This is a genomic window from Microcystis sp. M113S1, from assembly GCF_020246945.1.
Lineage (GTDB): Bacteria > Cyanobacteriota > Cyanobacteriia > Cyanobacteriales > Microcystaceae > Microcystis.
Genome location: NZ_JADBSA010000393.1, coordinates 1 through 19,822, shown reverse-complemented (window position 1 = coordinate 19,822; position 19,822 = coordinate 1). Strand labels below are relative to the sequence as shown.

Here is a 19,822-nt window from a genome sequence, read left to right as displayed (position 1 = left end):
TCTAGCTTTAGCTACTGTTAGAGATATAATCAACGGTTCTCATAAATTTAAGTATCCTCAAAGAATAAACACTATAGACCAAACAAAAATTATCAATGGCGGGGAGTCGGTGGTTATTGTTAAAATCAGTTGTCATGAGAGCAACCGCTTACATACTCCATAAAAAGACTATTTTAAACCGAAGCTATTTATATCATATTCTGGATGATAAATTTTAGTGATGGATACAATTTTTTACATTTTTTCCCAAAAGGGTTCTGAAAAGCTTAAATTTTAGTTAAGCTATTTTCATAATTCTCCTTCTTCATAATTTTCTGAGGCTGTTGTCATGACTGTACCACTTTTGGATGCACTTTTGGTATTTTGGGCTACATTAAGCACCTCAATCGTTTGAGCTAAACTGGCAACGGTTGGGTATTCTAACAACCTGTGCAACGACAATTCTACCGAGAAAACATCCCGTAAACGAGAGATTACTTGACTCGCCAGCAAAGAATGTCCTCCTAGTTCAAAGAAATTGTCATTAACTCCAATTTGAGATAGATTTAACACCTTTTGCCAAATGTTAGCAACTTGACGTTCCGTTTCCGTTCTGGGTGCTATCAATTCGTTATTTTCTTTGCCTTGGAGTTCCTTGAGTAATTGCCACTTATCAATGTCTCCATTGTCCTTGATAGGGAGAGATTGTCGCTGAACCAGGGGACATTGATAGGACGTTCCAAATCTATCTTTTAGACTCACATAATTAGGTAGATTGAGCGATTGAACTGTAGGTTTACGGGTGTAATAAGCGGTTAACTTTTGGCATCCTTCAGACAAAGAGGTAAAACGGTTAATCTTGCTATTACTCCCATCTAAACCAATCAGTAATTGTCCTTGATTGTGATATAAACTCGTTAGAAATGAGTCTAAACCTTGCTGCACCGTCATATCATAATACCCTTGAGAACGGGTTATATATTGCATCTGATAACCCTGGCTAATCCCAGTTTCTTGCCAAGTTGTCCAACTATAACAATAACTGGGGAACAAATTCTTAGATTTTTGATAGCTATTCAGAGATTCGAGGAAACTATTAGCCGCCGCATAGGAACCCAAAGCCGCTCCTCCAAAAAAACTAGCTAAGGAGGAAAAACTAATAAAAATTCCCTGAGATTCTTTGAGGAGTTGATGTAAAACCCAAGTTCCTATTACTTTAGGGCGAATAATTGTCGCTAAACCTTCTTGAGTTTCCTCCAGAAGTAAACAATCTTTGTAAATTCCAGCCAGATGAATCACCCCATCTAGTTCTCCTTGCCATTGTTTTTTCACCTGTTCTACAGCCTGTTTAACTTCAGTGAAATTAGCCACATCTACCGCTTGATAAATTACTTGTCCCCCAAGAGTTTCTAAAGCTTGGAGATTTTTGATTTTTAAGGATAATTGATCTTCGGTTTTGAGGTACTCACTCCAGAGGTGTTTTTCTGGTAAAGGTGTTTTTCCAATTAATAGTAAACGAGCTTGATAATTTTTGAGGAAATACTGAGCAATTTGTCTGCCAATCCCTCCTAGTCCTCCGGTAATCAGATAAATACCCCCTGATTTAAAGGGTAATTCCTGTTGGTTATGTTGCAGTAAATTGACTTTTTCTAAACCTGCAATTAAACGTTTACCGTTGCGATAGGCAATTTCTCTTTCCTTGGATAAAACAGATAGTTCTTGCAGCAGATAACTGACATTAATTTCAGGGTTATCTAGGGGTAAATCAACATGACGAGTATTTAACCAAGGAAGTTCTTTAGCTAGGGTTTTGATCAGTCCTAAAACTGGAGATTTTTCATAGGCAATTTCATCGGTTTCTATGACAAATTGACTATAACTAGAAACAAATAGCAATTGAATTTTTGAGTTCAAATCATGAATTTTAGCCAGAGATTGAACGAGAAATAATAAATCATAAATTCCTCGCTCTTGTGCTTTTTCTAACTGTTCAATTGTTAAAATTTCTCCTTGATAGTCTTGATATGTTACCAGATGAATAATATTGCCAAGGATAATTTTTCGCTCGGATAAAGATGCCATTAACTGTTGATAATGGTTGGCTGTCCCTGGTCTGAGGGTATAGCAATTTTGACTAATTTGAGAAAATTCTTCTGCTGCTAAAACCGTGATACAGGGTAAGTTTTGCCCTTGAATTTTTTCTGCTAAAGATGCTCCTAAACCCAAGGAATCCAGAAAAATTAAACTACAATACTTGGAAAGTTCGGGTTTTAAGTTCACTGGAGAGCGAGGTTTCCAAGCTTTCCGATAAAACCAATCAGGAAGGGTATTAGCATTTTCTAACAAAAGATCTATTTCTTTTAAAATAGAATTAAATTCTCCGTTCGCAAACCGTTTTGTTAATTGTGATCGCTGAATTTTACCAATGGAAGTTTTAGGAATTTCAGTTTTATTTAAGGGGATTAAATATTCAGGATTAACGCCAAAACTGTTAATTACTTTTCGTCTAATCTTTTTCAGAAGTTCTGCTAGATGCTGGTGGTCAAAGGTTTTTGCACTGAAAAATAACGCTAATTTATCGGTACTATTACTAGGATCATGAACCCCACAAGCAGCAGTATAAGAAGCTTCTACTTCGTCAATGGTTTCAACCACAGTTTCAATTTCATGGCTATAATAATTCACTCCATTAATAATAATGGTTTCTTTACTTCTTCCGGTAATAACTAAATGACCGTTACTAATAAATGCTAAATCTCCTGTCTTAAACCAGCCATCTTTTAAGAAAGCGTCTTGATTCGCTTCTGGGTTTTTATAATACCCCGGTGAAACCGGTTCTCCTTTAACTTGTAAATGACCAATGGTTTCTTCTGGTAATAGGGAATTATCAGTATTAACAATTCTAATGGATATCCCCGGAATGGGTAATCCTAAATCCGTAAAAGTTGCACCATTGGGATGTTCAGGATGAACTCGTTTTAAGGAAGAATTCAAGGAGGATTTATCAACCGTATGAAAGAGTAATGGCTGTTGTTCTGTAGGTTGATAATAGGTAATTCCTGACCCCATTTCTGCCATCCCGAAAGCAGGACGCATCGCCGTTTTTTTCAGATTATATTGAAGATGAAGGGTGTTAATAAATTCTCCAACTGCTTGACCAGAAACAGCTTCACCCGCTGCCAAAAAGAATTTGACACAATCTAAATTCCAATTTTGATCGGGTTCTTTTTTTAAAGCTTCATTGATCAAATTATAGGCAAAATTAGGAGCCCAACTATGGGTAATTCGATATTGATTAATTAAATCTAACCAATTCAAAGGACGACCTAATATATATTCAGTTTGAACATAAACCATTTGGCATCCTAACTCGACACAGCGAATATTCCAGTCTGAAATACTGCCAATATGATCAAAAGGAAGCCAATTAAGAATAACATCGTCGTTTTGATGTTCACAAATGATGTTTGTTCCTCGCGCACGAGAGATCACATTTTTATGGGTTAATGCAATACATTTCGGTATTCCTGTACTGCCTGATGTTAGATTAAAGAACGCGATATCATCCAGTTGACTAATAGGAGGCTGATGGGGAGAATAAGTTTTTAATTCTTCAATAAAACTCAAGCTTAAGGTTTGATTAGGCAACCATTGCTCTAAATATTTTATCTCTTGCTGACAGGATTGATTTGTGATAATAATAGGGTCATCTAACAACTGCCAAACTTGACATATTTTATGAATTTCATTATTAAAATCTTTATAGCTGGGTGGCACTGAAATAATAACCGGAATAAATCCCCCTAAAATACACCCCCAAAATGCGGAAATAATATCATAGTTTTCCGATAGCTGAAGAATCACTTTATCTTGAGCTTGTAAACCCTGCTTTTGTAATCCGGCTTGTATTTGTTGAGCGTCTTCCCATAATTGTTGATAGGATTGAAAAACTTCTGATCCATTAGATTGAATATAAATAATCCCTTTATTTGAATAATTTTCAGCAGCTTTTTGGAGGATTTCTGCCAAGGTTTTCGGCTGAAGTCCAGATTCTTCTAAAAGCTGTCCGTGACTGATTCCAGCTTGAGTGTTAGAAGTGTGAATCCCCAAATGAATCGAGGTTTCATATTTTTGATTATCATTTTTTTTCTCTATTTTTAAGGGCAATAAGTCGGATAGATGTAGGGGTAAAATTTTAACTTTTTTGGAAGTCATGACGGCGGCAACTTGCTCGATATCTGGCAAAGAGCGTAGTTTTTCTTCTGTTTCCTGAACTTGGTTATCGTCGATAATTTCAATATTCTTTAATGCAGTTTCATCGACATCACCTCTATCGGTTAAGGGTAAACTGGAAATTTGCACATAGATATTAGGTAGAAGATTATCCGGTAACTGAGACTCTAAATCGGAGGACAATTGTTCATAATTCCAAGCTCCAGAGGAAACGATATAGGCGACTACTTCACCCTCCCGTATCATAAAATAGCAATCTTCAATTAAGGGATTTGATAAAAATACTTCTGCTAATTTCTGACAATTTAATTTTGGATTTTTGTGTTCTGTCCCCATGCCTGAAATCCTCGGTTCTGTGTACATCTTGTGAAAGCTTCTTCAATAAATACTTTTAGGCGTAGCCAATTCGACATCTATAATACGCCAATTCAAGTCTGAATTGCATCACTGTCTGAGCTATCAGAGCATATCTCATTCGGGCTAGGATAGTCAAGAGATTTTCGAGGACGATTGTTAAGCTTTTCGTAATTTAAATTGCTTGTTGAGATGAGGGACTTATGCAAGAGGCAAGACTCCCCCCAACTTTCCGACTTCCGGGGGGGGGAGATTCGGCTAATCTAAGAATAAGGGATTTAAATCCGTCTTAGCTTAGTCCATTAGTCGGCTCGTTTAATCCCCTCTCCCAAGAATGATAAGGAGTCGCACTCATAAAAATATACTCCTAGTTTCTCACTCAACTCTCAACTCTCAACTCCGTTCCCGCTGCCTGCTCTCCGATACTTTCTAAACAGGATTTAGTATTAATTCTCGCTCTGGTCTTGCTTTGATCACATCCAGGCAAGACGGCTATTTGCTGTTGAGATAAATTTACCTCTTGGCCAAGTTGGTAGAGCAAGTTTCTTTGTTCTATGTTAAGATGTTGAGGGGTTCGTTTTTGGGTCTGATTTGTTGTTGTTAAAGATCAGAATATACCTGATGAGCCTTTCTCTGTCAACTCTTAAGGCTGATGTGTTTCCTTTTTGAATTGGCGTTTTTGTTGGTAACGAAGCTGATAAGCTGTAGGGTAAATAAAAAATGACAGAACAAGCTTGGTGGGTACAAAAATGGCTAGAACTACTCGATTCCTATCGCTTTAAAAAACGCTTGGAACGAGCTAGACTTTACGCCAGAGAGGGCAATGTTTTAAGTATTGACTTTGAAGACTCGCAAGTTATTGCTAGAGTACAAGGCAGTGAATCCGAACCTTATCTAGTGGATTTATCCCTAGTCGCTTTTAGTGATGAAGAATGGGACTATATTATTAAGCTTCTCTCCAAAAAGGCCATTTATTCCGCTCAATTGCTCACGGGACAAATGCCCGATAATATCGAGCGTGTTTTTATCGATAGTGGGGTGAATTTATTTCCCTTTTCCCTAGCTGATATTCGCTCTCGTTGTACCTGTCCCGATCAAGCCAACCCCTGCAAACATATAGGAGCAGTATACTATCAATTGGGTGATCGTTTTATTGTCGATCCCTTCCTGCTTTTGCAACTGCGCGGCCGAACCAAAAGCCAAATTCTGGAAGCTTTACGGGAAAAACGCTCCTATTCCTCTGATAATCAACCTTTAGCAGTCAGTGAAACCCCCGCAGTAGTCGAAAAAACTGCCCCTGACAGCCCTATCGATCGCTTTTGGCAGTACGATGAAGAACTAGACCCCTCCCTCGTTGTCATCACGCCGGGGAATGAAAATCAAACCATTCTCGACATTTTAGGCAATTTTCCCCTCGCTGCCCCCGAATCGGATGCCATAGAACAATTTTTAAAACCAATTTACCGGCAAATTCCCCAAGAAGCGATGGCGATTGCTTTACAGTAGGGAATTTGGGGTATTTGAGCAGCCCGCTCAAAGTGGTGCAAAAGACAAAAAAGCCAGCCAGATTTGTCCTCGCATCAGGTGAGGAATTAACCATGGAGAAAATCGCCCCACCACTAATCGCTAAACCGTCTTACTTTTGCTGGTTTTACTGCCTGGGGAAGTAGTTTTTTTAGTGGTGCTAGAAGTAGTTTTCTTGGTAGTGGTTTTCTTGGCAGTGGTTGTCTTGGCCGCTAGTGCCGCTAAAGCTTGCTCTAGAGTCAGGGTTTCGGCCGTTTCTCCCTCCGGCATCTTGGCGTTAGTTTTACCGTGCTTGATATAAACTCCGTAGGGACCTTCGTACAATCCCACCAATTCCCCATCGTCGGGATGTTTACCCAATTCTTTTAAAGCTGGTTTGGTAGAACCACGAGCGCCGCGAGTTTTTTTCGGTTCAGCTAATAAAGCCAAAGCTCGATCGAGGGTTATAGTTAAGATATCATCCCCGGCTTTCAGGGAACGATATTCTTTTTCCTTACCCTGTTCCTGAACTATATAGGGGCCAAAACGACCTAAACTGGCTTTAATTTTGCCTCCGGTGAGGGGATGGGTTCCCAGTAGTCGCGGCAGTGCCAATAAACCCACCGCTTGTGGGAGGGTGACATCCTCTGGTTTGACTCCTTTGGGTAGGGAGGCGCGTTTCGGTTTGGGGTTGTCATCGCTGACATCTCCTAACTGGACGTAGGGTCCGTAACTACCCACCAGCAGATAAATCGGCTCTCCAGTCTCGGGATGAAGACCTATTTTATCGGGACCCTCGGTTTTCTGTCGCAGCAGGGTTTCCACCTGTTCCGGGTTCAGATCCGCTGGGGTTAAATCGGCCGGGATGGAAGCGGTGAGGATTTCATCGCCTCGGGAGACTTCCAGATAGGGACCGTATTTGCCGATCTTGATAGTTGCCTGTAAATCTTCTAAAATCACCGATTTGGCGGTGCTAGAGTTAATTTGACTCTCGCGCTCTTTGACTTGGCTTTCTAGCCCTTTTTCGCCGCGATAGAAGCGATCGAGATAGGGCAACCATTGAGCGGAACCGGTGGCGATATCGTCGAGGGTTTCCTCCATTTTCGAGGTAAATTTGGGATCTACCAGGTCGGGGAAATGATTTTCTAACAAACTAACCACGGCAAAAGCGGTAAAGGTGGGAATCAAGGTTTTATTCCGCATTTGGGCATAACCGCGATCGATAATTGTGCCGAGAATGGTGGCGTAGGTGCTGGGTCGCCCGATTCCTTCACTTTCGAGGGTTTTTACCAGTGAGGCTTCGCTATAACGGGCGGGGGGTTGGGTATCGTGGCTAATCGCTTCTAGTTTCCGACAATTGGGGGTATCACCGACGCTGAGGGCGGGTAAGATTATTTCTTGGTCGTCGATGGCGGCTTCGGGATCGTCGGAACCTTCCACATAGGCGCGGAAAAAGCCGGGGAAGTCGATTCTTTTACCGGAGGAGCGAAATCCGGCATTTTCTACCTGAATATTAACGGCGATCTGGGTAATACGGGCATCGGCCATCTGTGAGGCGACGGTACGTTTCCAGATTAGGTCGTAGAGGGCGAATTCTAGTCCGCTCAGGCCAGTTTCCCGGGGCAGGCGAAAGCTGCTACCGGCGGGCCGGATGGCTTCGTGGGCCTCCTGTGCGCCTTTGCTTTTGGTGGTGTACTGCCGGGGTTGGGGACTGAGATAATTTTTACCATACATTTGTTCTACACAATTGCGAGCGGCGGTGATGGCCTGATCGGAAAGATGCACCGAATCGGTTCGCATATAGGTGATGTAGCCCTGTTCGTAGAGATTTTGGGCGATTCGCATGGTGTCCCGGGCTGATATGCCCAGTTTCCGGTTAGCTTCCTGCTGTAGGGTGGAGGTGGTGAAGGGGGGGGAAGGTTTGCGAAGGGTGGGTTTTTCTTCTGTGTTGCTAACTCGCCAGATTTTGTCTTGGATGCGTTCTTTTAAGGCGGTGGCGGTGGCTTGATCTAAGAGGGTGACTTGGCGACCGGGTAGCAGTCTGCCGGTGTCGGCATCGAAATCGCTCCCATTTGCCACTTTTTGACCGTTTAAGGTCACTAATTTCGAGTCGAATTGATTTTTGTCCTTTTCGAGGGTGGCTTTTAGGTCCCAATAATTGGCGGTTTTAAAGGCTCGTCTTTCCCGTTCCCGTTGCACTAGCAGACGCACGGCTACCGATTGCACCCGGCCGGCGGATAACCCTTTGGAGATTTTTTTCCAGAGTAGGGGGGAGAGGGTATAACCGTAGAGGCGATCGAGTATGCGGCGGGTTTCTTGGGCGTGAACTAAATTTTCGTCGATGGAGCGACAATTTTTTAGGGCGGCTTGGATTGCCTCTTTGGTGATTTCGTGAAATACCATCCTTTTGGTGGGAACTTTCGGGTTGAGTACCTGCAAGAGATGCCAACTGATGCTTTCGCCTTCCCGATCTTCGTCGGTGGCGAGGATCAATTCGCTGGCTCCTTTGAGGGCTTCTTTTAATTCTTTGACGACTTTACTTTTAGTTTTGGGGACGACGTAGAGGGGATCGAAATCGTTCTCCACATCCACGCCTAAATTGGCCCAGGATTTGTCTTTGTGGGCGGGGGGAATTTCTTCGGCGGAGGCGGGCAGATCGCGGATGTGGCCCATGGAGGCTTGGACTCGATAGCCGCTAGGCAGATAATTACTGATCGTCCGAGCTTTGGTGGGGGATTCGACAATAACCAGGGTTGACATAGGAATTGATCACGAGGGCATCGCCACAGCGACTGTTTTAGTTAGACTGACAATCGTTGTTTGATGATGGGCAAAAGTTACTATTTATCTTGACCGGCTTGATTCGGGTCAAAAGCCACTTACTACGATAATAGAGATTAAAGCTGGTCTTTTGTCACTAACTTCTTAACAAAACTTAATATTTTTCTGGAGCAGGGAGAGGTGAGAAGGGAGAAGGGAGAAGGGAGAAGGGAGAAGGGAGAAGGGAGAAAAAAGCTGACTCGGAGAATACTGACTCCTAACCCAATGTTCGCCAAAGATAAGCAAAAATTATCTATTGACTCCAAAAACTTGAGAATATTTAAATTAACATTCCGCAATATTTATAAATTCTTAAAAATTAATTGAGAAAGATTTTTATTTAACAACGATGTTACAATGGTTACAGCGATTTGATAGAATTTCATAGTGGGCTATTCTGTGCTTTTTTAGGCAGCAATGGTTGAAACCCTTGCCACACCTAGAAGGTGATCCTAATTAAGACGGGTAAATTAGTCAATTTCACTGGCAACGATGATCTTTTTTTTGTGTAGTTTTATTGCAAAGAAAAAGTTTTTTTGACAAAAAGCACAAAGTATGATAGGAACCCAACGTATTTCTGGCTGCCAGTAGTTATTGCAGAGTGGGAGTTGGGGAGCAGGGAGAGGGGAGAAGGGAGAAAAAAGCTGACACTGATCACTGATCTAGGTTACGCTTCATCTTTAGGAGAAACGCCGTAGTCATACTAAATCCTGTTATTAAAAACTGATTATTTATTCCCCCTTTTGCCTGTTGCATGAAAATGGGTAAAACCCTACACCCTACACCCTACACCCTGCCCCACCGAAAAACTTTTTGCCGCAAACCCTAATTATGTCTGATTTACGTCAATACGCTCCAGCAACAGAACGCAATCGTCAGCCGATTTTAGAAGTTATCAGCCAATTTTTACCGAAGACTGGGAATATCTTAGAAATATCTAGCGGCACGGGTGAACACGCTGTTTTTTTTGCTCCTCGTCTTGCTCCTTGTCGTTGGATTCCCTCGGATTGTCACCCTCTGGCTCTAGATAGTATTCGCAGTTGGTGCGATTATTGTCCTAGTTCTAATCTCGATCGCCCCCTATTTATCGATGTTCATCAGTCAGTTTGGGCTGTAGAGACGGAAAATATCGTTATTAATGCCATTGTTAATATTAATATGATTCATATCGCTCCTTGGTCCGCTTGTTTAGCTTTAATGACGGGAGCGAGTCGCATTCTCAGTTCGGGGGGAATTCTCTATCTTTATGGTCCCTATAAACGAGAGGGAAAACATACTTCTCCTAGTAACGAAAGCTTTGATTTTTCTCTCCGTTCTCAAAACTCTGCTTGGGGAGTTAGGAATTTAGAAGATGTGGTGCAAGAAGCGAGCGATCGAGGTTTACAATTGTTAGAAGTAATTCCTATGCCAGCTAATAATCTCTCGGTTTTATTTCAATTGCCTTAACATAGCAATCATCAGTGAATAGTAATCAGTCATCAGTGGCGTTGCTGAATCGAGGTATGAATGCCAAGTGTGCATCGTATCCAAAAGTTATTTTGGTTCTGGGTTTTAAAAACCACACACAAGAAGATTCATATCTTAAATCAGCTTTTAGCTATTGGGACTTATAACTTATAACTGATAACTGATAACTGATAACTGATAACTGATAACTGATAACTTATTTCCAACCGGCGCGATTCATTACCTGTACTGCTTTGGCTAAATTAGGACCATAATTAGCCACGCTAACGGTATCTTCTTTACCGCGTCCGAGTTTTGCCAGGAAAGGGTCTAAAGCAACCCCTGGAACGACGGGATATTCTCGATTACCCTTAGCAAAAAAGTTCTGTGCTTCATTGCTAGAAAGATACTCTAAAAATTTAATTGCCGATTCCCGATTGGGAGCGGTTTTAATTAAACCACCACCGCTAATATTAACGTGAGCGCCGCGGCCTGCTTGGTCGGGGAAAATTACGCCTACTTGGTCATAAATTGCCCGTTTAGCGGGGTCTTTTTCTTCGGCATACCCCGCTAAGTAATAGGTGTTAGCTAGGGCTAAATCGGCAATTCCTGCGGCTACAGCTTCGATTTGTGCCTTATCATTACCCTGGGGTGGACGGGCAAAATTAGCCACTAATCCCCGACACCATTTTTCTGCGGCCGTTTCCCCTTGGATGTCGATTAACCAAGCGGTAAAAGATTGACTATAGATGTTACTGGATGACCGGGTGACGACTTTTCCTTTCCATTTGGGATTGGTTAAATCTGCATAGGAATCGATTTCTCTGGGGTTAACTCTGTCTTTGTTGTACATAATTACCCGCAAGCGTTTACTAAACCCAAACCAGTGACCTTTGGGGTGACGCAAATTAGCAGGAATTCTTTGGGTGAGAATGCGGGAATTGACGGGGGCAAAAATTCCCTGTTGGTCGGCGCGCCATAGTCTCCCCGCATCTACCGTCAGGAGTATATCGGCAGGACTATTGCTGCCTTCGCTTTTAATCCGTTCGATTAATGGGTCTGCTTCCCCTTCCACGAGGTTAATTTTTATTCCCGTTTGTCGGGTGAAGTTGTCATACAATCGTCGGTCGGTGTTGTAGTGACGGGAGGAATAGAGGTTTAATTGTTTAGTTTGGGCGGAAACTTCGTTTATTTTCCCTAATTGACCCACTGCTACCGCTAAGGTGGCTGTTCCTGCGCCTAGAAAGACTCTACGGGTTATTTTATCGTTCATTGCTAGATTCTTGGCTTGTCTTTTCCCATTATACAGCTATTGAGAATAATTCTTATCTGCACGAGAAATTATTTGTCCAGCTAGGGCGGTAGATAGTGGAAAATCAGGGTATAATAAGGATTTTCTGCCTTAATAGAGCCAATAAATCTCTAAATCTATCGCTAGTTAAGTTCAATAAGTCCAAGATGTTACCCGAAGCTTGATCGAGGGTATTGTGGAATTAGAGCAACGAGAGTCAAAGATAATGATCAACAGTGATAACCAACAAGCGATCGAGTTAATGTTAGCATCGGGAGACCATGATCAATTATTGTTATTTTGTCAACAAGCACTCGCGGATGAACCGCCAGTGACTGATTATTATCCCTATCTGGGATTAGCTTATCTGCTGCTAGAGCAGCAAGCAACAGCGCAAGAAATTTGGTTATTTTGGCTATTACAATCAGAGTCTAGTCAAGATTTAATTATGCTCCTCAAAAAAGAGATAATTAGAAATCTCGATTGCTGGCAGTTTGCCAAAGCTAAATTAATCTATCTCCAGTGGCTAGAATTAGAAGAAATAGAAGGGGATGAAGAAATAGAAAATTATGCCCTGACGGTGATAAACTCCTGTCTTCAAGAGGTGCAAGAGGCAATTAATCGGCAAGAATATACTTTAGCTGAGGACTTTTACTTAAGAATTTTATCTTGGCGTGAACAATTAGCTTACATCTGGCACGATTTAGGATACTTATACTATATAATTAACCGACTAACAGAATCTTTTAACTGTTTAGCACGAGCCATAGAATTAGAGGAAGATCAAGCCTTATATCATTATACTATGGCCATGGTGCTAGAAAAACAATCCCGTTTAGATATAGCTTTATCAGCTTATCAGAAAGCGATCGATCTCAATGCTAATTTTGTCGATGCTTATAATAAACTGGGTAATTTATTTTATCAATTAGGTCAGCTAGAGTCAGCCGAAAAATTCTATCAGCAGGGAATTAATAGCCAAGCGGATTTTTATCCTTTTTATATCAATTTAGGCAATGTCTATTTAGTTAAACAAGCTTGGACAGAAGCAAAAAATGCTTATAAAACTGCCCAACAACTGGCAGGAGATAGAGGAGAAATTAGTCAAAATCTCTCCCTTTGGGAAATCCTGCAAGCTGACCAACAAATTGCCGATATTTACTCAGGTAATTATTTTTATCAAAGAAAACTCTATCAATTAGCACTAAACTATTATCAAAAATTATTAGCAATTAAAATAGAAGATAGCAACTTTTATTTAAATTGCGCCCATTGCCATCTCATAATCAAAGGAGAAAAACAGGCTTTGGAAGTGTATAAAAAAGGCATTAGCTATCATCCAAAAAATATTGATTTACATTTGCGCCTAATTTGGTTACTACAAAATAATTATCCGATCGAGGTGGCAATTCAAGCAATTAAATCAGCTTTAGAGTATCTTCCCGATCACCTATCTCTGAAGTTAGAATTAATGCGGTTAATGCCGATAGTTTACCCAACTCAAGCAGATATTATGCTATATCGATCAAACTACGAGAAACGGTTAGATAATATCTTGTCCAATCTTGATTTAACCTCTACTAATCAACAACAGGATGCTTGGAAAAGTATTGGATTAAGAACTAATTTTTATCTTCAATATCAGGCTAAAAATGATTTAGAAGTACAAAAAAAATATGGGAAATTAGTTTATAAAATAGCCTCGGTTAACTTTCCTAATTGGGTGAAAAACCTAACCATGCCTACGGGAAAAATTCGCCTTGGCTATATTTCTGCTCACTTGCGTCATCACACGGTAGCGAAACTGTTTCAAGGATGGTTGCAGTGGCGAAATCGAGAACAATTTGAAATTTATTGTTATGGAATAGATATTAATAAGACCTTCGATAAGTTTACGAGAGAATATCAAGAGCAAAGTGATTATTTTTATCAGTTTGATAATTTAGTTAATATGGAAAGAATTGCCCAACATATTTTAGATAATCAGTTACATATTCTGGTTTATTTAGATATTGGTATGGATGCTCGTACTACCCAACTAGCAGGATTGCGTTTAGCTCCAGTACAATGTGTAACTTGGGGACATCCAATCACCTCAGGATTACCAACCATTGATTATTTTATCTCCAGTGAATTAATGGAACCCCTGGAGGGAGATAATCACTACAGTGAAAAATTAATTCGCTTATCTAATTTAGGTATTGCCTATCCCAAACCTTCCCTTCCTCCCCAGAGAAAAACTCGTTTAGAGATGGGATTAGCCGAGGATAAAATCATTTACTTAAACTGTCAAAGTTTATTTAAATATCTGCCAGAAAATGACGAAATTTTTCCTAGAATTGCTCGACAAGTTCCCAACAGCCAATTTATTTTTATCTGCCATCGTAGCGAATTTGTGACCCATTGCTTTCAGTCGAGATTAAGTCAAGCTTTTAATAAGTATGGACTCAATTGGCAAGATTATGGGGTAATGATGCCACAATTAGAACAAAATGATTATTTTCAGCTTAACTTACTAGCAGACATCTATTTAGATAACTTAAGTTGGTCGGGAGGAAATACCACCCTCGAAGCCATTGCCTGTCAGCTGCCAGTTGTTACCTGTCCGGGGGAATTTATGCGCGGACGACATTCCTATGCTATCTTGAAAAAATTAGGCATAATCGAGACAATTGCTACGGATAAAAATCACTATATTGAAATTGCTATCCGTTTAGGTTTAGATAATCAATGGCGACAAACAATCAAAGATTATACTAAAGTGAATATCGATACAGTATTTAACGATCGAACCTCTGTAGAAAGTCTAGAAAGATTTTATCAATCTGTAGTAGGAGAAGGTAAATAAAACTTTAGGGTTACATAGGGTTTGCGGCAAAAAGTTTGTTGGGGTGTGGGGTATGGGGAAGAAAACCAGATAAAGTTCATTTTGTCAAGGATTTAAGATACTCTTACCCTGCGTTTAATCCTCTTTCCCAAGAATGATAAGGAGTAGTAAAATAAAAATTTGCTCCTAGTTTCTTCACGAGACTCTTGATGTCCACAAAATTTTTTGACCTTGTCACAAGGGTCGGTTTTTCTTTTGTCAGGGGGAATCTCTTGGAAAAGTTTTTCGGTGACAAGGGTTGATTTCCGATGCGGTTTTGTTCTTGGCCAATCCTGCCACGCTCCGGAATCGCGCCACGCTTACTTTTACTTTTCCCCCCGCTTCGACTCTTTCTTTTTCCTCGTCTGGCCGCCTAGGTATTCTTGATGCTCTCCACAATCTCGATAGTTCTGATAGATCATTTGATAGATGGTTTCGTGACTGAGAGATTCTTGACCGGCTCTTTTCAGACGACCCGCATTAACAAAGCGACTGTTCAGTATTCCGAGAAAATCAAGCAGAACGGAAATTCCGCTCTCATAAAGATGAAGTGTAACCTAATTTGGTATCATCCCCAGACGACTGGCTACTGTTGCCTGTTCCCTAAAACCAGAGAATTCGTACCTCACCATTAAGATAAATGCTATATAAAGACGATTGGCAACCTTGCCAAGAATTAGTGATAAAATTACAACATAAACAGTAATTTTTCCTCTAACCATAATCCCTCACCCCCAATAAAATTATGATGCACGGTTTTATTCCCCCACATCGTTATTTTCCCTATCTTACTTGGACAGATATAGATTCAATGCCAGATAAGGAAAATGTGGTAATTATTCAACCCATCGGTGCGATCGAACAACACGGACCCCATCTACCTATTGCCGTCGATGCTGCCATTAGTTTAGGGGTTTTAGGCAAAGCTTTCGAGAAATTAGATACAAACATCGCCGCTTTCGCTTTACCCTGTCTCTACTACGGAAAATCTAACGAACACTGGTCTTTCCCCGGCACGATTACCCTCTCGGCAGCAACCTTATTAACCCTCATTCAAGAGATAGCTGAAAGTCTCTATCGTTCGGGTTTTCGCAAGTTAGTATTAATGAACTCCCACGGCGGGCAACCGCAAGTTATGGAAATTGCCGCTAGGGATATTCATCAACAATATCCCGATTTTTTAGTATTTCCTTTTTTCACTTGGCGAGTTCCCCACAATGCGGCTGCATTATTCTCGGAATATGAATTAGAATACGGTATTCATGCAGGAGATGTGGAAACTAGCATTATGTTATCATTACTGCCAGAACAGGTAAAAATTGAGCGGGCCGTCCGAGAATATCCTCAAGGTTTGCCAGAAAATAGTTTGTTAACTATGGAGGGAAAATTACCCTTTGCTTGGTTAACTAAGGAATTAACTAAAAGTGGAGTGATGGGAGATGCTACTAATGCAAGTAAAGAAAAAGGCGATCGATTATTAGAATCCGTTGCTAATGGTTGGGTACAGGCGATCGCTGATGTTTATCAATTCCGTCAACCGAAGTTATATTAATAAAAGATTAATTAGAGTTGTTAATAAGCTGTACTGCATTTAAACTGCCTATTGTTAATTTTAGTACCAAGGATAAAAATCCCTCTCACTTCGCCTTTGATTCGGTAATTTGCTCACGATCTTACCTTAACATATAGAGTAACTTTTAACAAGATAATAGTAACTTTTTCCCATAATTATTGATCTCAATTATCAGTTTTATCCTTGAGGCTTTAGAAATTTTGTCAACGGTGACAAAAAGAAAATAAACGACATTTTTTACCATATTTTTTCTAGGGGATAAGAATCGAAAACAGAATCAACGTCTAGGATAATTAGGGGCTGCTGAATAAATCTAAAAACCTTGTTGGATAAGGCTTTTAGACTTTTTTTCCTCAAAAAGTGCCGACCATTGGAGGGATCGGGGGTAAAATTCCTGGACTTTTTCCCTGAAAATTAGGTAACTGACTACCCCAAAATCGGTAAAACCCTACACCCCACACCCCACACCCCACGAAAAACTTTTTGCCGCAAACCCTAGCTAAATCGGACAGCAAGCTAACTCAGCAATTGAAGCGAAAATTCTGCCATTCTCTAGGATGCCATTCCGGGTTAATCTGGGTTTCGGACGCAATTTTTCGATGACTAAATTTGAAGAGGCAGTATGGAACGCACTTTCTTAATGATTAAACCCGACGGTGTGCAGCGCAATCTGGTGGGGGAAATTATTCAACGCTTTGAAACTAAAGGTTTTACGCTGGTTGGGTTGAAAATGATGCAGGTTTCTAGCGAATTAGCGGAAAAACACTACGCTGTTCATAAGGAAAGACCCTTTTTCCGTTCTTTAGTCGATTTTATTACCTCCTCCCCCGTGGTGGCCATGGTTTGGGAAGGAGAAGGAGTAATTGCCTCCGCTAGAAAAATTATTGGTGCCACTAATCCCCTCAATGCTGAACCAGGTACGATTCGCGGTGATTTTGGCATTAGTGTCGGACGCAATCTTATCCATGGATCCGATGGTCCAGAGACTGCCAAAGATGAAGTTAGTCTCTGGTTTAGCGATGCGGAATTAGCTAATTGGACTCCCGCAATCACTCCCTGGGTGGTAGAATAAACCCCTTTGAGGCAGTCAGGAGCCGGTCGTCAGGAGACAGGAGACAGGAGATTGCTTTTATTTATTCTCCCCTCTCCCCTCTCCCTTCTCCCCATTTCCCCAACCCCCTAATATTCGGAAATTATGACCGTAGAATCCAGCTTACAACAGTTAAAAAGAGCTTCATCGGGACGATTACCCAGTAGTTACGGGGTCTATTTTAAGAATACCCTTGTGGCCCTCTGTCATGCTCTTGAAGATCATATCTTGCAAACTAGCAGCCCAGACAGTACAAATAAACCACTGGTCTTAGTCACCTTTCAACAGGGAAAATGGTATTTACAGGAAGCAGAGCGCTATTTAGATATCGCTCGCTCTTCTCGTCATATTGCGATCGCTGCCGTGGCCGATAGTGGTTTTTCTGAGCATAAAACCGGCAGTTTAGAGAATGTTTCGCTAGTGAACTTAGATAATAGCGATAGTTTGGTTAATGAGTGGAATTTAATCATTCTTTCCCCCGATTACGCCTCCATGGTACTCTGTCATGAGTTATCCCCAGAAGAATACCGGTCCGATAGTCAACCCCAAATAGACACGGAGCGAAAATTCTACGGTTTATGGACATTTGATCGCGATTTAGTCGAAAAAGCCGCTAGGATCTTAATTGAGCGTCTGCATCCCTATAATCCCAGTCTAGCGGCCGATTTAAGCAGACAACAGCAGGAAATTAGTCAAAATATTAATCCCATTCCCACGGATTTAACGGGAGTAGTCTCTCGCATTGTCACCTATCTGCAAACCAGTCAACAGCAGTTAGTCACCGTCAGCAGACAAACGCGAGAATTAAGCGACTTAGAAGGACAAGCATCCCGTTTAAATAAAAATTTAGCCGCTAATAAACTGCAAGCTTTTCTAAGAATGGCTCAAAAGGTCGATGAAAGAGATATTGATAATCCCCTTGCTTCCCTACAGGTGGCCGCTTTAGCGGAAATGTTGGGACAATTGCTCGATTTACCCACCCTGAGATTGCGACGCTTACGATTAGCCGGTTTATTATACCGCATCGGTCTAGCGGAGGCTCCGATCGAAGTTTTTAGACAGCGTGCCAGTCAGTTAGAGGGAGCAAATGCGTTATTTTGGCGGGATAGATCGGTGTTAGGCGCACAATTACTCGCCACTATGCCCGAATTAGCCCCAATTCAACAGATTATTTACCATGAGTTTGAATACTGGGATGGTAGCGGTGTTCCCAACGGCTTAAAAGGGGAAGAAATCAGCCTAGAGTCGAGAATTTTAGGATTATCAGCCTATTTTCAGGAATTAACTCAACCGCGAGGTGACCGACTAGCTCTAGATTTAGGAGAGTCCCTAGAGCGCTGTCAAAATTATAGCGGGATTCGTTTCGATCCCGCTTTGGTAGAAAAATTAAGTTCGGTAATTCGTCTGTGCGAAATGGGATGGATGCAATTACCCGATCGCCCTAGTCAAGTCCCCGCCGTCTGGTTAGAATCAGTTTAGGACTAGACTCCGATGAGACTCTGCATGGCACGTCCCATATTAGCCAGTTTAAAAGCTGCCATGGCTGCGGTCGGTTCGTAGCCGCAATGTACCATACAATCGGCACATTGAGGATTGCCACTGGCCCGACCGTAGTTATCCCAATTGGTTTCTGCTAAAAGTTCCCGAAAGCTTTTGTAATGACCTTCGTTGAGCAGATAACAGGGTTTTTGCCATCCTAAAAGACTATAGCTAGGACTACCCCAAGGAGTGCATTCATAGTCTTGTTCACCGATGAGAAAATCGAGAAAGAGAGGATTATGGTTAAAATTCCACTTTTTCTGCCCTGATTTCCAGGGTGAGAGAATTTCTCGGAATAAAGCTCTAGTTTGCTCCCGTTTCAAGAAACTATCTTGATCCGGGGCCCACTCATAACTGTAACCGGGGGAAATCATCATGCCATCGATGCCCAAAGTAGCGAGAAAATCGAAAAATTCCTGCATTTCTCGCGGTTCTGTGCTTTCAAAAACCGTGGTATTAGTAGTAACCCGAAAACCTCTCGCTTTCGCCGCTTTAATCCCTTGTACTGCCTTATCGAATACTCCCTCTCGATCCACACAGCGATCGTGATGTGCTTTTAAACCGTCCAGATGGACACTAAAAGTAAGATAGGGTGAAGGAGTAAATTTATCCAGGCTTTTCTCCAATAACAGGGCATTGGTACAGAGATAGACGAATTTTTTTCTGTCCACTAAACCCTTGACAATTTCATCGATTTGTGGATGCAAAAGCGGCTCGCCCCCGGGGATGGAAACCACCGGAACCCCGCATTCTTCCACCGCTGCGAAACATTCTGCCGGGGTGAGATGATTGCGGAGGATTTCCGGGGGATGTTGAATCTTACCGCAGCCAGTACAGGCTAAATTACAGCGAAATAGAGGTTCTAGCATTAAAACTAAGGGAAAACGCTTTTTCCCTGCTAGACGCTGTTTCAAGATATAGGAAGCAACCACTAAAGCTTGTTGCAGTTGGACAGCCATTTGCTCACACCAAAAGGATTCTAAGTAATTAGGGTCTGCTGAATAAATCTAAAAACCTTGTTGGGTAAGACTTTTAGACTTTTTGTCAATCAAAAAGTACCGGACTGGGAGTGATCAGGGGGAAAATTCCGGGACTTTTTCCCTGAAAATTAGGTAGTTGACCACCTGA

General features: G+C 41.4%; 10 protein-coding genes and 1 pseudogene. 6 read left to right on the top strand and 5 right to left on the bottom strand.

Annotation, left to right across the window (positions count from 1 at the left end; all coding sequences use genetic code 11):
• Positions 1-288: 288 nt before the first annotated feature.
• Complete coding sequence (locus IM319_RS19875; RefSeq protein ID WP_287736666.1) at positions 289-4,548, bottom strand: non-ribosomal peptide synthetase; 4,260 nt, start codon at positions 4,546-4,548, stop codon at positions 289-291.
• A 738-nt stretch (positions 4,549-5,286) separates the two neighbouring features.
• Between IM319_RS19875 and IM319_RS19870 the strand changes: the two genes are divergently transcribed.
• Positions 5,287-6,072, top strand: coding sequence for an SWIM zinc finger family protein (locus tag IM319_RS19870; RefSeq protein WP_286826820.1), 786 nt, complete (start codon positions 5,287-5,289; stop codon positions 6,070-6,072).
• A 120-nt stretch (positions 6,073-6,192) separates the two neighbouring features.
• On the opposite strand, the gene topA is transcribed toward IM319_RS19870, so the two are convergent.
• On the bottom strand, positions 6,193-8,829 hold the full coding sequence (gene topA, locus IM319_RS19865) for a type I DNA topoisomerase (RefSeq protein ID WP_287078997.1): 2,637 nt from the start codon (positions 8,827-8,829) through the stop codon (positions 6,193-6,195).
• Positions 8,830-9,720: 891 nt separating this feature from the next.
• Between topA and IM319_RS19860 the strand changes: the two genes are divergently transcribed.
• Positions 9,721-10,335, top strand: coding sequence for a DUF938 domain-containing protein (locus IM319_RS19860; protein WP_287736665.1), 615 nt, complete (start codon positions 9,721-9,723; stop codon positions 10,333-10,335).
• A 217-nt stretch (positions 10,336-10,552) separates the two neighbouring features.
• Here the strand turns inward: IM319_RS19860 and IM319_RS19855 are convergent, their stop codons facing one another.
• Positions 10,553-11,608, bottom strand: a complete 1,056-nt coding sequence (locus tag IM319_RS19855) for a Fe(3+) ABC transporter substrate-binding protein (RefSeq protein WP_287687306.1) — start codon at positions 11,606-11,608, stop codon at positions 10,553-10,555.
• 244 nt (positions 11,609-11,852) lie between these two features.
• On the opposite strand from IM319_RS19855, the gene IM319_RS19850 reads away from it, so the two are divergent.
• On the top strand, positions 11,853-14,474 hold the full coding sequence (locus IM319_RS19850; protein WP_287736664.1) for a tetratricopeptide repeat protein: 2,622 nt from the start codon (positions 11,853-11,855) through the stop codon (positions 14,472-14,474).
• 112 nt (positions 14,475-14,586) lie between these two features.
• Here IM319_RS19850 and IM319_RS19845 read toward each other — a convergent pair.
• Positions 14,587-15,031: pseudogene (locus tag IM319_RS19845) on the bottom strand (IS30 family transposase); the annotation flags it as partial.
• Between the two features lie 206 nt (positions 15,032-15,237).
• Between IM319_RS19845 and IM319_RS19840 the strand changes: the two are divergent.
• From IM319_RS19840 to IM319_RS19830, 3 genes are all read left to right on the top strand, one after another.
• Positions 15,238-16,044 carry a creatininase family protein gene (locus tag IM319_RS19840; RefSeq protein WP_287736663.1) on the top strand — a complete coding sequence of 269 codons (807 nt, stop codon included), beginning with the start codon at positions 15,238-15,240 and terminating at the stop codon, positions 16,042-16,044.
• 643 nt (positions 16,045-16,687) lie between these two features.
• Positions 16,688-17,137, top strand: a complete 450-nt coding sequence (gene ndk, locus IM319_RS19835) for a nucleoside-diphosphate kinase (RefSeq protein WP_287736662.1) — start codon at positions 16,688-16,690, stop codon at positions 17,135-17,137.
• Between the two features lie 123 nt (positions 17,138-17,260).
• Positions 17,261-18,634 carry a DICT sensory domain-containing protein gene (locus tag IM319_RS19830; RefSeq protein ID WP_287736661.1) on the top strand — a complete coding sequence of 458 codons (1,374 nt, stop codon included), beginning with the start codon at positions 17,261-17,263 and terminating at the stop codon, positions 18,632-18,634.
• A 2-nt stretch (positions 18,635-18,636) separates the two neighbouring features.
• On the opposite strand, the gene hpnH is transcribed toward IM319_RS19830, so the two are convergent.
• Positions 18,637-19,653 carry an adenosyl-hopene transferase HpnH gene (gene hpnH, locus IM319_RS19825; RefSeq protein WP_287736660.1) on the bottom strand — a complete coding sequence of 339 codons (1,017 nt, stop codon included), beginning with the start codon at positions 19,651-19,653 and terminating at the stop codon, positions 18,637-18,639.
• Between the last annotated feature and the right edge of the window lie 169 nt (positions 19,654-19,822).